The 12,429-nt window shown below is 63.9% G+C and carries 14 protein-coding genes; 8 read left to right on the plus strand and 6 right to left on the minus strand.

What is annotated here, in order from left to right; genetic code table 11:
• Positions 1-38 precede the first annotated feature (38 nt).
• Genes N436_RS02150 through N436_RS02160 form a run of 3 tightly spaced genes read right to left on the minus strand, consistent with a single transcriptional unit; the run spans position 39 to position 1,063 of the window.
• On the minus strand, positions 39-368 hold the full coding sequence (locus tag N436_RS02150; protein WP_105945250.1) for a hypothetical protein: 330 nt from the start codon (positions 366-368) through the stop codon (positions 39-41).
• Positions 365-739 carry a phage holin family protein gene (locus tag N436_RS02155; protein ID WP_016714868.1) on the minus strand — a complete coding sequence of 125 codons (375 nt, stop codon included), beginning with the start codon at positions 737-739 and terminating at the stop codon, positions 365-367. Before N436_RS02155 ends, N436_RS02150 begins: the two co-directional genes overlap by 4 nt.
• A gap of 9 nt (positions 740-748) precedes the next feature.
• A complete protein-coding gene (locus tag N436_RS02160; protein ID WP_105945249.1) occupies positions 749-1,063 on the minus strand; it encodes a YqjD family protein in 315 nt (104 codons plus the stop codon).
• A gap of 314 nt (positions 1,064-1,377) precedes the next feature.
• On the opposite strand from N436_RS02160, the gene N436_RS02165 reads away from it, so the two are divergent.
• The 5 genes from N436_RS02165 (at position 1,378) to N436_RS02185 (ending at position 4,727) form a co-directional block, all read left to right on the plus strand.
• A complete protein-coding gene (locus N436_RS02165) occupies positions 1,378-2,586 on the plus strand; it encodes an ammonium transporter (protein ID WP_016714870.1) in 1,209 nt (402 codons plus the stop codon).
• Between the two features lie 71 nt (positions 2,587-2,657).
• Positions 2,658-2,897 (plus strand): glutaredoxin family protein, encoded by a 240-nt coding sequence (locus tag N436_RS02170; protein WP_019096182.1) that lies wholly within the window; start codon positions 2,658-2,660, stop codon positions 2,895-2,897.
• Positions 2,898-2,985: 88 nt separating this feature from the next.
• Entirely contained in the window at positions 2,986-3,417 is a 432-nt protein-coding gene (locus N436_RS02175; protein WP_110740306.1) for a D-Ala-D-Ala carboxypeptidase family metallohydrolase, read from the plus strand.
• A gap of 65 nt (positions 3,418-3,482) precedes the next feature.
• Positions 3,483-3,791, plus strand: a complete 309-nt coding sequence (locus N436_RS02180; protein ID WP_019096184.1) for a hypothetical protein — start codon at positions 3,483-3,485, stop codon at positions 3,789-3,791.
• A gap of 51 nt (positions 3,792-3,842) precedes the next feature.
• Positions 3,843-4,727, plus strand: coding sequence for a pseudouridine synthase (locus tag N436_RS02185; protein ID WP_105945247.1), 885 nt, complete (start codon positions 3,843-3,845; stop codon positions 4,725-4,727).
• A gap of 165 nt (positions 4,728-4,892) precedes the next feature.
• On the opposite strand, the gene N436_RS02190 is transcribed toward N436_RS02185, so the two are convergent.
• Positions 4,893-6,458, minus strand: a complete 1,566-nt coding sequence (locus N436_RS02190; protein ID WP_016714875.1) for a PAS domain-containing methyl-accepting chemotaxis protein — start codon at positions 6,456-6,458, stop codon at positions 4,893-4,895.
• A 132-nt stretch (positions 6,459-6,590) separates the two neighbouring features.
• The gene (gene acnA, locus N436_RS02195) at positions 6,591-9,332 is read right to left on the minus strand and encodes an aconitate hydratase AcnA (RefSeq protein WP_110740307.1); all 2,742 of its coding nucleotides are present in this window, start codon (positions 9,330-9,332) and stop codon (positions 6,591-6,593) included.
• A gap of 224 nt (positions 9,333-9,556) precedes the next feature.
• Here acnA and rlmM point away from each other — a divergent pair, with 224 nt between their 5' ends.
• The 3 genes from rlmM to pdxB all read left to right on the plus strand — a co-directional run bounded on the left by rlmM (position 9,557) and on the right by pdxB (position 12,143).
• Positions 9,557-10,621: a 23S rRNA (cytidine(2498)-2'-O)-methyltransferase RlmM gene (gene rlmM, locus N436_RS02200; protein ID WP_110740308.1), complete on the plus strand. Its 1,065-nt coding sequence runs from the start codon at positions 9,557-9,559 to the stop codon at positions 10,619-10,621.
• Between the two features lie 76 nt (positions 10,622-10,697).
• Positions 10,698-10,940, plus strand: coding sequence for a sulfurtransferase TusA (gene tusA / locus N436_RS02205; RefSeq protein WP_003248727.1), 243 nt, complete (start codon positions 10,698-10,700; stop codon positions 10,938-10,940).
• Between the two features lie 60 nt (positions 10,941-11,000).
• Positions 11,001-12,143 carry a 4-phosphoerythronate dehydrogenase PdxB gene (pdxB, locus tag N436_RS02210; RefSeq protein WP_110740309.1) on the plus strand — a complete coding sequence of 381 codons (1,143 nt, stop codon included), beginning with the start codon at positions 11,001-11,003 and terminating at the stop codon, positions 12,141-12,143.
• Positions 12,144-12,195: 52 nt separating this feature from the next.
• Here the strand turns inward: pdxB and N436_RS28515 are convergent, their stop codons facing one another.
• Positions 12,196-12,369: a PA1571 family protein gene (locus tag N436_RS28515; RefSeq protein WP_177410238.1), complete on the minus strand. Its 174-nt coding sequence runs from the start codon at positions 12,367-12,369 to the stop codon at positions 12,196-12,198.
• Positions 12,370-12,429 lie beyond the last annotated feature (60 nt).

Here is a 12,429-nt window from a genome sequence, read left to right on the forward strand (position 1 = left end):
GTGGTACCGCCCCTGGGTGGGGGCGGGTCATTCAAAACTCAGGGGCGGCGGCTGCCTTGCAGGTACAGGCGCACCAGCGGCAGCAAGCTGCTCCCCAGCCGCACCAGGCGCGCCAGATTGCCGCTGCGCACGCCTTTGCCGGTGAGGAAACCCAGCGCTACCACGGCGCCAATCCCCCACAAGGGCGCGTGTTTGATCCCCAGGCCATCGTGCAGCGAACTGCCCATGCCGCGCACACGGCGCAGCGGTTCCATCAGTTGTCCCGACTCGTGACGGATTTCCTGGCGGTGCATTTCCATGCGCAGGCGCAGCAGCGCCTTGCGCAGTTCGCGCGGGTTACGCGTGTTTGGCAGTTCTGGCAGGCTCATGGCAACAGGCGCTCCCGGTCCTTGGCAAGTTCTTCGAGGGTGGCGCCGAACGGCGATGATTCGTCGAACACCGCCGCCTTCAGGCGTAGCCCGCAGTACAGCGCGGCCATGCCATAGAACACGCACAGGCCGATGATACCGGCCAGGCGATAGCTGTCCCACAGCAGCACCAGCAACAGCCCGGACAGCGCCGTCAGCAGCAGCAGCGCAAATACCAGCGCCAGGCCGGCGAACAGCAGCAGGCTCAAGGTGCGTCCCTTTTGCTCCTGCAATTCGATGCCGAACAGTTCGATGTGGCTGTGCAGCAGGCCCAGCGCTGCGGCGCCCAGGCGCCTGCCCGAGGCGCTGGCGCCGTTGGCGTCATTCTCCATGGGAACCCCTTAGCGCCGGTTGGCCAGCAGGCCGATCAACAGGCCGACGCCGGCGGCGATGCCGATCGCCTGCCACGGGTTTTCCTGCACATACTGCTCGGCGTTGCCCAGCGCGGCCTGGCCGCGCTCGCGCACCGAGTCCTGGGTCAGTTGCAGGGTTTCGCGGGCCTGGGCCAGGCGGTCGTGAATCTGTTCACGCAACTCGTCGGCCTGGTCGCCGGCCAGGTTGGCAGTGTCGGCCAGTAGTTTCTCGGTGTCGCGCACCAAGGCCTGGAAGTCAGCCATCAATATCTCTTGTGCAGTCTTTGCCGATTTGCTGGCCATGGGTCTCTCCCTGTCGATTGAGTGTTGGTAATTCGAGTGATAGCACGCGCGGAAGGTTCAAGTGCCCGTGCTGGTATGGGCCTTGCTAAGTGTTTGCCACGTTGCGGGGCACCGCTGTCGCGCCTTGCGCCGATTCAGGGCGCCCATGCAGCGAATACCGATAAACCTTAACCCAATCCACGACAAACCCAAGAAAAAACCACGCAGGCTCCGCCCCGTTCGCCAAAACAGGGCAGGGGGCTGGCACCGATTCGGTGCAGGGATGCAGGTTCTTGAACTGTCCTGGTGCCTTTTTCAGCAGGTCTGCCTATTTCATGGAAAACATGCACAGCGCGATGGACTCCCTGGTCCACGGTTCCAATACCCTGTTCATTCTGATGGGCGCCATTCTGGTGCTGGCCATGCATGCCGGCTTCGCGTTCCTCGAAGTGGGCACGGTGCGCCACAAGAACCAGGTCAACGCCTTGTCGAAGATCCTCAGCGATTTTGCCATCTCGGCGCTGGTGTACTTCTTTATAGGCTACTGGATCGCCTATGGCGTCAACTTCTTCCAGCCAGCGGCGACGCTGGCTGCCGATCATGGCTATGCGCTGGTCAAGTGCTTCTTCCTGCTGACGTTCGCGGCGGCGATACCGGCGATCATCTCCGGCGGCATTGCCGAGCGGGCGCGCTTTGTGCCACAGCTGTGCGCCACGGCGTTGATCGTGGCGTTCATCTACCCGTTTTTCGAAGGTGTGGTGTGGAACGGCAACCTTGGTGTGCAGGCTTGGCTGCAGGCACGCTTCGGCGCGCCGTTCCATGACTTTGCGGGGTCCGTGGTGGTGCATGCCATGGGCGGCTGGCTGGCGCTGGCGGCGGTGCTATTGCTGGGTGCGCGCCGCGGGCGCTACCGCGATGGCCGGCTGGTGGCGTTTGCGCCGTCGAGCATTCCCTTCCTGGCGCTGGGTTCGTGGATCCTGATCATCGGCTGGTTCGGCTTCAACGTCATGAGCGCCCAGACCTTGCAGGGCGTCAGCGGCCTTGTGGCGATCAATTCATTGATGGCCATGGTCGGTGGCACCCTGTCGGCCCTGCTGGCCGGGCGCAACGACCCGGGCTTCTTGCACAACGGGCCGTTGGCCGGCCTGGTGGCCATCTGCGCCGGCTCCGACCTGATGCACCCGATCGGTGCGCTGGCCACAGGCCTGGTGGCGGGCGCGCTGTTTGTCTGGACTTTCACCGCAGCGCAAAACCGCTGGAAGATCGACGACGTGCTGGGTGTGTGGCCGTTGCACGGGCTGTGCGGCGTCTGGGGGGGAATCGCCTGCGGCGTATTCGGTCAGACAGCCCTGGGTGGGATGGGCGGTGTCAGCCTGGCCAGCCAGTTGTTGGGCAGCCTGATGGGTGTGGTTGTGGCCTTGGCCGGTGGCTTTGCCGTGTACGGGGCAATCCGCGCGTTGCATGGCCTGCGCTTGAGCCATGAGCAGGAGTTCCAGGGCGCGGACCTGTCACTGCACCGCATTGGCGCCACCAGCCAGGATTGAGCCAGGTCAGGTGCACGGATGGCGGGACGGACCTAGAATAGGTTTTTCCCAGCCATACCGGAACGTACCCCATGCTGCCTGAATGCCAACTGTTCGGCACCCTCGGCTGCCACCTGTGCGAAGTGGCCGAGGCCGTGCTGATGCCCTTTGTCGATCATGGCCTGCTGGTTGAACTGGTCGACATCGCCGAGAACGAGGCCCTGTTCGAGCGTTATGGCCTGATCATTCCGGTGCTGCGGCGCTGCGACAACGGCGGCGAGTTGCACTGGCCGTTCGATGCCGAGCAGGTGGTGGCGTTTCTCGCGCAGTGATGGCTCCAGGGGAGCTGCGTCCCTGCTCCAAGGTGATGACTGTGAGCTGATGATCCGGTGCCTACATTCAGTCATCGGGAGCCTCGCCATGTTGATCACCCCGCATTTCACGCTTGATGAGATGACCGTTTCACAGCTTGCCGCCAGGGACGGATTCAGTAACATCCCTCCACCCGAGGCCAGGGCCAACCTGCAACTGCTGTGCTGCGCGCTGGAACAAGTGCGCGCAATGTTCGGCATGCCAATCATCGTCAGCAGCGGTTTTCGGAGCGAGAGAGTCAATCGGCTGATCGGCGGCGCCGCGAACAGCCAGCATGTGCAGGGGCTGGCGGCAGACTTCACGGTAGTCGAAGTTACCCCTCGGGAAACCGTGCGCCGAATCATGGAAAGTACCGTGCCCTTCGATCAGCTCATCCTGGAGTTCGATGACTGGGTGCATTTCTCCGTGACACGCGGTAAGCCGCGTCGGGAGGTGTTGACCATTCATAAAGGTGGTCGCTATCTGCCGGGGCTGCAATGAACCGCATTGACGGCAGCAAGGGGATGTTCGTATGCTGTATATAAATACAGTATCGAGGTGAACCCATGCTCAATGTCGAGCAACTCAAGTACAGCGTCAACCGCATGCCCGTGGAGCGGGTGGCCGATGCCGTGCTGGAACTGCGCCTCGAAGGCCTGGTCACCGATGACCGTACCCCGTTCGGCAAGGTCCACTTCAATACCTGTTTCGCCGAGATCGAGGCCCTGTTCCAGCGTGCCGGTTACCACCGGGGGCTGGATGTAGTGGGTTACCAAGGGTTGCTGTACGCCCTCTACGACCCAGGCCGCTGGGAGCCGGTGCAGGTGCTGCGCTGGCTGAAGGAGCGCAGCGAGGCCATAGGCCAGGCTGGTTGAGGGCGCGGGCTTGGGGGATAATGCGCGGCCGTGAACGTTTCGAGCCCTGCCATGACCACGCCTTTCGACCCCGCCCGCCAGCAAGCCAGCACGGTGTGCCTGCCCCCCGGTAACTGGGCGACGGTGCTCGATTGCCTGTGTGACCATTTCAAGGCTATCGATCGCGCCCAGTGGCTCGACCGTTTTGCCCGTGGCCGGGTGCTGGATGCCGAGGGGCGGGCGGTTTCTGCCGGGTTGCCTTACAAGCGCGGTATGCGTTTGCACTATTTCCGTGAAGTGCCGAACGAGCGACCAATCCCGGTGCAGGAAACGGTCCTGCATGTGGATGAGCACCTGGTGGTGGCCGACAAGCCGCATTTCCTGCCGGTGACGCCAACCGGTGAATACGTCGAGCAGACCTTGCTGCGCCGCCTGATCCGTCGTCTGGATAACCCGCACCTGGTGCCGCTGCACCGTATCGACCGTCACACCGCCGGGCTTGTGCTGTTTTCTGCCAACCCGCACAGCCGCAGTGCCTACCAGCGCCTGTTCCCCGAGCGGCGTATCGACAAGCGCTACCAGGCCATTGCCGCAGCCATGCCGCAGCATGAGTATCCGCTGGTACACAAAAGCCGGCTGGTGCATGGCGAGCCGTTTTTCCGCATGCATGAGGTAGAAGGGGAGGCCAACAGCGAGACCTTGGCCGAAGTGTTGGAGAAGAACGGTGAGCTGTGGCGCTATGGGTTGTCGCCGGTAACCGGCAAGACCCACCAATTACGCGTGCACATGGCGGCGTTGGGGGCGGGGATCAGCAACGACCCGTTCTATCCGCAGTTGCTGAACGAAGAAGATGACTATCAGCGGCCTCTGAAACTGCTGGCGCAGAGCCTGCGCTTCGAAGACCCGTTGAGCGGGGAAGAGCGGTATTTCGAGAGCCGGTTGCGGCTGGATTGGTAGCGCAGATAATCAGGCTTGCGCGGTTCTTGTGGGAGCGGGCATGCCCGCGAACACCGGCGGAGCCGGTGCCATACACCGAGTTGCCGGCTTCGCGGGCATGCCCGCTCCCACAGGGATAGCGTGTGCCTGAAGCCTGCGCTATGCCTGTCGGTGCTGCACGATGCCTTAACGGTTGAAGCGCTCCACCAGCGAATACTGGCTCCCCGCCGTGCTGGTCAACTCTTCGCTGAGCAGTGCCGAGTGCAAGGCCTGTTCGGCGGTCTGGTCGGCCAGTTCGGCAATGGTGCTGATGTTGCGGCTGATCTCGTCGGCCACTGCGGTCTGCTCTTCGGTCGCTGCAGCAATCTGGGTGGCCATGTCGGTGATGTTGGCGACCGCTTCACTGATCCCTACCAGTGCCTCGTCAGCCTGCATCACCCGGTCGACGCCTTCCTGCGCCTGGCGGTGGCCGGTTTCCATGGTCAGTACGGCGTTGCTGGCAGTTTGTTGCAGTTTGGCAATCAGACCATGGATCTGACCGGTGGACTCAGCAGTGCGCTGAGCCAGTTGGCGCACTTCATCAGCCACCACGGCAAAACCACGGCCCATTTCCCCGGCGCGCGCCGCTTCGATCGCTGCGTTAAGCGCCAGCAGGTTGGTCTGGTCGGCGATGCCCTTGATCACGTCGACCACACCGCCAATTTCGTCGCTGTCCTTGGCCAGCTGGGTCACCGTCTGGCCGGTTTCACCCACCGCTGCCGACAGGCGCTCGATGGCATCGCGGGTTTCCCCGGCAATCTGCCGCCCCTGGCTGGTCAGGCGGTTGGCTTCCTGGGTGGCGTCGGCGGTGCGCTGTACATGGTTGGCCACTTCCTGCGTGGTGGCGGCCATCTGGTTGACTGCAGCGGCGACCTGCTCGGTTTCTACCCGCTGACGCTCAAGCCCCGAGGAGCTCTTGTGCGCCAGGGCGTCGGACTGGCGCGCCTGGTCGCTGAGGTGTTCGGCACTGTCCTGCAGGCGGGTCAGGCAGGTTTTCAGGCGGGCGTCCTGGCTGAGCATGGCCATTTCCAGGCGCGCCTGCACACCACGGCTGTCGGTAAACATCTGTGCGATCAGCGGGTCGGAGGTGGTCTGTTCGGCCAGGCGCAGCAAGCGCTTCAGGCCGCGCTGCTGCCAGCCCAGGCCAAGCAGGCCCAACGGTACGGAAAGCCCGGCGGCCAGGGCGAAGCCCCAGGAGTGGCCAAGCCAGTTACCGATCAGGAAGCCTACCTGGCTGATCAGGATGAACGGCAGCCAGTCCTGCAACACCGGCAGCCACTTGTCGCGGCGCGGTACTGGCGGCTTGCCCTGATTGATGCGCTGGTACAGCGCCTCGGCGCGACGGATCTGCTCGGCGGTGGGCTTGACCCGCACGGACTCGAAGCCCACGACCTGGTTGTTGTCGTAGATCGGCGTGACATAGGCGTTGACCCAGTAGTGGTCGCCAGACTTGCAGCGGTTTTTGACAATGCCCATCCAGGGTTGGCCCTGCTTGAGCGTTTGCCACATATGGGCGAACACGGCAGGCGGCACGTCGGGGTGACGCACCAGGTTGTGCGGCGCACCGGTCAGCTCTTCGCGGGTGAACCCACTGATTTCGATGAAGGCATCGTTGCAGTAGGTGATCACACCCTTGGCATTGGTGGTGGAGATCAACCGCTGCTGGGCAGGGAAAGTCCGTTCTCTCTGGGTAATCGGCTGGTTGTTACGCATGGGTTGATAGTCCGCAAGGCTTTCGACAGGTATCGGCAAGGGACTGGTTTTATTGAATGATTATTTAATGTGAACGATTGCAGGCATGCCAGCCTTGCCTGGGGCCGCTGTGTGGCCCCAGGCTTTGCTGACTTAGCCGGCAATCAGCTGTCGCAGCACATAATGCAAAATCCCCCCTGCCTTGAAGTACTCCACCTCATTCAGGGTATCGATACGGCACAGCACCTCGATCTGCGCCTGCTGCCCATCCTCGCGGGTGATGCGCAAGGGCAGGCTCATGCCCGGGCGGATCTGCGCGCCATTCAAACCCAGCACATCGATTTGCTCCTTCCCGGTCAGCCCCAGTTGCTTGCGGTCGTCACCGGCCTTGAACTGCAGCGGCAGCACGCCCATGCCCACCAGGTTGGAGCGGTGAATACGCTCGAAGCTTTCCGCCAGCACGGCCTTGACCCCCAGCAGGTTGGTGCCCTTGGCTGCCCAGTCGCGGCTTGAGCCGGTGCCGTATTCCTGGCCGGCAATCACCACCAGCGGGGTGCCTTCCTGCTGGTAGCGCATGGCCGCGTCGTAGATCGACAGCTTCTCGCCGCTGGGCACATGCAAGGTGTTGCCGCCTTCTTCACCCGCCAGCATTTCGTTGCGAATGCGGATGTTGGCGAAGGTGCCGCGCATCATCACTTCATGGTTGCCACGCCGCGAACCGTAGGAGTTGAAGTCGCGTGGCTCCACCCCCTGCTCACGCAGGTAGCGCCCGGCGGGGCTGTCGGCCTTGATGTTGCCGGCCGGTGAGATGTGGTCGGTGGTCACCGAGTCGCCCAGCAGCGCCAGCACACGCGCACCCTGGATGTCGACGATCTGTGGCGGCGGGCCGCTGATGCCGTCGAAGAACGGCGGGTGCTGGATATAGGTAGAGTCGGGCTGCCACACGTAGGTGGCGGCCTGCGGCACCTCGATGGCCTGCCATTGCGCATCGCCGGCGAACACTTCGGCATATTCCTTGTGGAACATCGCCGTGTCGACCTTGGCTACGGCTTCGGCAATTTCCTGCTGGCTGGGCCAGATGTCGCGCAGGTAAACCGGCTGACCGTCCTTGCCGGTACCCAGCGGGTCACGCGTCAGGTCCAGCCGTACGCTGCCGGCCAGGGCGTAGGCCACCACCAGGGGCGGCGAGGCCAGCCAGTTGGTCTTGACCAGTGGGTGCACACGGCCTTCGAAGTTACGGTTGCCCGACAGCACTGACGCCACGGTGAGGTCGGCGCTGCCGATGGCTTTCTCGATCGCTTCATCCAGCGGGCCGGAGTTGCCAATGCAGGTGGTGCAGCCATAGCCGACCAGGTCGAAGCCCAACTGGTCGAGGTAGGGGGTGAGCCCGGCGGCCTTGAAGTAGTCGGTGACCACCTTGGAGCCCGGTGCCAGCGAACTCTTGACCCAGGGTTTGCGTTGCAGGCCCTTTTCCAGCGCCTTTTTCGCCACCAACCCGGCGGCCATCATCACACTGGGGTTGGAGGTGTTGGTGCACGAGGTGATCGCGGCAATCACCACTGCACCATCGCGCAGGGTGTGGGTCTGGCCTGCATGGTTGTAGTCGATCTCGCCGGCCTGGTCGGCGTTGCCCACCGCTACGCCGCCACCACCCTCGCTTTCCAGGCGGCCGACGTCCTTGGCCAGCGGTTTGGGTTGCAGCTCGATGAAGTGGTCAAATGCCTGGCTGACCTGGCCCAGCGCTACCCGGTCCTGTGGCCGTTTAGGCCCGGCCAGGCTGGCTTCGACCTCGTGCATGTCCAGCGCCAGGCTGTCGCTGAACAGCGGCTCCTGGCCAGGCAGGCGCCACAGGCCTTGGGCTTTGCAGTAGTGCTCGACCAGTTGCACGGTCGCTTCGGGGCGGCCCGACAGGCGCAGGTAGTCCAGGGTCACCTGGTCGACCGGGAAGAAACCGCAGGTGGCGCCGTATTCCGGCGCCATGTTGGCAATGGTCGCCCGGTCGGCCAATGGCAGCTCGGCCAGGCCATCGCCGTAAAACTCGACGAACTTCCCGACCACGCCTTTCTTGCGCAGCATTTGCGTAACCGTCAGCACCAGGTCGGTGGCGGTGATGCCTTCGCGCAGCTTGCCGGTCAGCTTGAAACCGATCACTTCGGGGATCAGCATCGACACGGGTTGGCCGAGCATGGCCGCCTCTGCCTCGATGCCTCCGACACCCCAGCCGAGCACGCCCAGGCCATTGATCATGGTGGTGTGCGAGTCGGTACCCACCAGGGTGTCGGGGAAGGCGTAGGTGCGGCCATCGGCTTCACGGGTCCATACCGTGCGGCCCAGGTACTCCAGGTTGACCTGGTGGCAGATGCCGGTGCCCGGCGGCACCACGCGGAAGTTGTCGAAGGCGCTCTGGCCCCAACGCAGGAAGGCATAGCGTTCGCCATTGCGCTGCATTTCGATGTCGACGTTCTCGTTGAAGGCTTGCGGTGTGCCATAACGGTCGACCATCACCGAGTGGTCGATCACCAGGTCCACCGGTGACAGCGGGTTGATCCGCTGTGGGTCGCCACCGGCCTTGGCCATGGCCGCGCGCATGGCGGCCAGGTCGACCACGGCCGGCACGCCGGTGAAGTCCTGCATCAGCACCCGCGCCGGGCGGTACTGGATCTCGCGGTCGGAGCGCCGCTCGCCCAGCCACTGGGCAAGGGCGCGCAGGTCGTCGCCGGTGACGGTATGGCCGTCCTCCCAGCGCAGCAGGTTTTCCAGCAGCACCTTCAATGACATGGGCAGGCGTTGCAGGTCACCCAGCTGGCGGGCGGCTTCGGTGAGGCTGAAATAGTGGTAGGTCTGGTTGCCGACCTGGAGGGGCTTGAGGGTGTTCAGGCTATCGAGCGAGGGCATTGCCAACTCCTTCTGCGCCGGTGCCCGGCAAATACTCAAGGTTTACCGGTGTCACCGCTCTGTTTCGGTCCGCACGGTACGGACCTGGCTGAAAGGTCAGGTTAGACCGCTTTGCGGCCCCTGACCCTTTTCTGGACCGATGGGGCATGTCGCAGGTTCCGATCTTCCTTTATCATCGCCGCCCTGCCGGCGCCTGTTGCGCGCCAGCCGTAGTGGAGTGAGAGATGAATACCCTGTTCATGCATTGCCGGCCCGGTTTCGAGGGCGAGGTTTGCGCCGAAATCAGCGAACATGCCGCCCGCCTGGGCATTGCCGGCTATGCCAAAGGCAAGCCACAAAGTGCCAGCGCCGAGTTTGTCTGCAGTGAAGACGGCGGTGCCGAGCGGTTGATGGGGGCGCTGCGCTTCAACGAGCTGATTTTCCCTCGGCAGTGGGCCCGTGGCGGTTTTGTCGAGTTACCGGAAAGTGACCGGATCAGTGTGCTGCTGGCGCAGTTGGCCGACTTCCCGGTGTTCGGCAGCCTGTGGCTGGAAGTGCTGGACAGCAACGAAGGCAAGGAAGTGTCCACCTTCTGTCGCAAGTTCGAAGTGCCGCTGCGCAAGGCCCTGGAAAAGGCCGGCCGCCTGGTCGACGATGCCAGCCGCCCACGGCTGCTGCTCACCTTCATCAGCGGCCGGCGGGTGTTTGTCGGCCTGGCCCCGGCCAACAACAGCGCGTTGTGGCCCATGGGCATCCCGCGCCTGAAATTCCCCCGCGAGGCACCCAGCCGTTCGACCCTCAAGCTGGAAGAGGCCTGGCACCAGTTCATCCCGCGTGAGCAGTGGGAACAGCGCCTGGGCGATGACATGACCGGTGTCGACCTGGGCGCCTCGCCGGGTGGCTGGACCTACCAGCTGGTACGTCGTGGCATGCTGGTGACGGCCATCGACAACGGGCCGATGGCCGAAAGCCTGATGGACACCGGCCTGGTGCAGCACTTGATGGCCGACGGTTTCACCTGGCAGCCGAAGCAGCCGGTGGACTGGATGGTGTGCGACATTGTCGAGAAGCCGGCGCGCACCACTTCGCTGATCGAAACCTGGCTGGGTGAGGGGTTGTGCCGCGAGGCAGTGGTCAACCTGAAGCTGCCGATGAAGCAACGCTATGCCGAAGTACGCCGGTTGCTCGACCGCATGGAGGCGACGTTCAAGGCGCGCAAGATCCGGGTATCGATTGCCTGCAAGCAGCTGTATCACGACCGTGAGGAAGTGACTTGCCATCTGCGCAGACTGGACCTGAAGCCGCGCTGATTTCGGGGGCTGCAAGCCAGCCCCTTGGTCGAAACGGCCCTATGCGCGACAATAACGATCATTTGTGGAGCCCCCCATGACCGATTTCACCCCCGACGCCATCCTCGACGCCACCGGCCTGAACTGCCCGGAACCGGTAATGATGCTGCACCAGCATGTGCGCAACCTGGCCGCTGGCGGCCTGCTGAAAGTCATCGCCACCGATCCGTCGACCCGTCGTGACATTCCCAAGTTCTGCAACTTCCTCGGCCACGAATTGCTGCAGCAGCAAGAGGACGCCGGCACCTTCCTGTACTGGATCCGCAAAAAAGCCGACTGAAGCGCTCTGGAACACGCCCCGCGTTGCGCCTACACTGCGTTCCCCAGACAGGAGAGCGCCATGCTGATAGTTGCCGACGAGAACATCCCGCTGCTCGATGCCTTCTTCCAGGGTTTCGGTGAAATTCGCCGCTACCCGGGCCGAAGCCTCGATGCCGCCAGCGTCAAGGACGCCGATATCCTGCTGGTGCGCTCGGTGACCAAGGTCGACCGCCAGCTGCTCGAAGGCAGCCGCGTACGCTTTGTCGGCACTTGCACCATCGGCACCGATCACCTGGACCTGGACTACTTTGCCGAAGCCGGCATCCGCTGGAGCAGTGCGCCAGGCTGCAATGCACGCGGCGTGGTCGACTACGTGCTGGGCAGCGTACTGACCCTGGCCGAGCTGGATGGCGTGGCACTGCCCGAACGCGTGTATGGCGTGGTGGGTGCGGGTGAGGTGGGCAGCCGCTTGGTGCGGGTGCTTCACGGCCTGGGCTGGAAGGTACTGGTGTGCGACCCGCCGCGCCAGGCCGCCGAAGGTGGCGACTACGTCAGCCTCGAGACGATTTTGCAGCAGTGCGATGTGATCAGCCTGCATACCCCGTTGCAGCGTGCCGGCGAGCACCCGACCTGGCACTTGTTGGGCCAGGCGCAGCTGGCGCAGTTGCGCCCAGGGGCCTGGCTGATCAACGCCAGTCGTGGCCCGGTGGTAGACAACGCCGCCTTGCGCGAGCTGCTGCTGGACCGTGAAGACGTGCATGCGGTGCTGGATGTGTGGGAGGGCGAGCCGCAGGTCGACCTGCAACTGGCCGACCTGTGCACGCTGGCTTCGCCGCACATTGCCGGCTACAGCCTCGATGGCCGCCAGCGTGGCACGGCGCAGATCTATCAGGCGTTGTGCCGCTTCCTCGGCGTGGACGAGCAGGTGCAACTGGCAGACTTGCTGCCCCGGCCGCCACTGGCACAAATCGAACTGGATGCCAGCACCGACCCGGCCTGGGCCTTGGCGACCCTGTGCCGCGCCGTGTACGACCCGCGCCGCGACGATGCGGACTTCCGCCGCAGCCTGAGCGACGACCCGCAGCTGCAGCGGGCGGCGTTCGACCAGTTGCGCAAGCAGTACCCGCCACGTCGCGAGATCGAAGGGCTGGCGGTGCGCTTGCGGGGTGAGTCGCCGCAGCTGGCACAGCTGGTCAGTGCCTTGGGTGGGGTGCTGGCCTGATTCAGGCCAATAAAAACCCGGCGCAAGCGCCGGGTTGCAAGTAATTCGCAGATCAACCTTCGCGTACGCGCTTGACCCGGCTCTTCTCCAGCGCCTCGCAGGCCTGCTGGATCATCTGCTCGGTAATCGGCACTTCGCGCCCTTGGGCGTCGATGATCGAGCCACACACCTTAGGTTGCGGGGTGGTCTTGGGCTTTTGGTTGTCGCTGCCATGCTGCAAGCTCATTCGGTGTCTCCTCATCAGGTTCTGGCCCAGGTTAGCCCTGAGCCGTGACTGGCCTGTGAC

This window comes from Pseudomonas sp. RV120224-01b, assembly GCF_003208145.1.
Lineage (GTDB): Bacteria > Pseudomonadota > Gammaproteobacteria > Pseudomonadales > Pseudomonadaceae > Aquipseudomonas > Aquipseudomonas monteilii.

What these genes read in the sequence shown, in the direction of transcription:
- N436_RS02150 (WP_105945250.1), bottom strand. Translation starts at nt 368, where the DNA reads ATGAGCCTGCCAGAACTGCCAAACACGCGTAACCCGCGCGAACTGCGC.
- N436_RS02155 (WP_016714868.1), bottom strand. Translation starts at nt 739, where the DNA reads ATGGAGAATGACGCCAACGGCGCCAGCGCCTCGGGCAGGCGCCTGGGC.
- N436_RS02160 (WP_105945249.1), bottom strand. Translation starts at nt 1,063, where the DNA reads ATGGCCAGCAAATCGGCAAAGACTGCACAAGAGATATTGATGGCTGAC.
- N436_RS02165 (WP_016714870.1), top strand. Translation starts at nt 1,378, where the DNA reads ATGGAAAACATGCACAGCGCGATGGACTCCCTGGTCCACGGTTCCAAT.
- N436_RS02170 (WP_019096182.1), top strand. Translation starts at nt 2,658, where the DNA reads ATGCTGCCTGAATGCCAACTGTTCGGCACCCTCGGCTGCCACCTGTGC.
- N436_RS02175 (WP_110740306.1), top strand. Translation starts at nt 2,986, where the DNA reads ATGTTGATCACCCCGCATTTCACGCTTGATGAGATGACCGTTTCACAG.
- N436_RS02180 (WP_019096184.1), top strand. Translation starts at nt 3,483, where the DNA reads ATGCTCAATGTCGAGCAACTCAAGTACAGCGTCAACCGCATGCCCGTG.
- N436_RS02185 (WP_105945247.1), top strand. Translation starts at nt 3,843, where the DNA reads ATGACCACGCCTTTCGACCCCGCCCGCCAGCAAGCCAGCACGGTGTGC.
- N436_RS02190 (WP_016714875.1), bottom strand. Translation starts at nt 6,458, where the DNA reads ATGCGTAACAACCAGCCGATTACCCAGAGAGAACGGACTTTCCCTGCC.
- acnA (WP_110740307.1), bottom strand. Translation starts at nt 9,332, where the DNA reads ATGCCCTCGCTCGATAGCCTGAACACCCTCAAGCCCCTCCAGGTCGGC.
- rlmM (WP_110740308.1), top strand. Translation starts at nt 9,557, where the DNA reads ATGAATACCCTGTTCATGCATTGCCGGCCCGGTTTCGAGGGCGAGGTT.
- tusA (WP_003248727.1), top strand. Translation starts at nt 10,698, where the DNA reads ATGACCGATTTCACCCCCGACGCCATCCTCGACGCCACCGGCCTGAAC.
- pdxB (WP_110740309.1), top strand. Translation starts at nt 11,001, where the DNA reads ATGCTGATAGTTGCCGACGAGAACATCCCGCTGCTCGATGCCTTCTTC.
- N436_RS28515 (WP_177410238.1), bottom strand. Translation starts at nt 12,369, where the DNA reads ATGAGCTTGCAGCATGGCAGCGACAACCAAAAGCCCAAGACCACCCCG.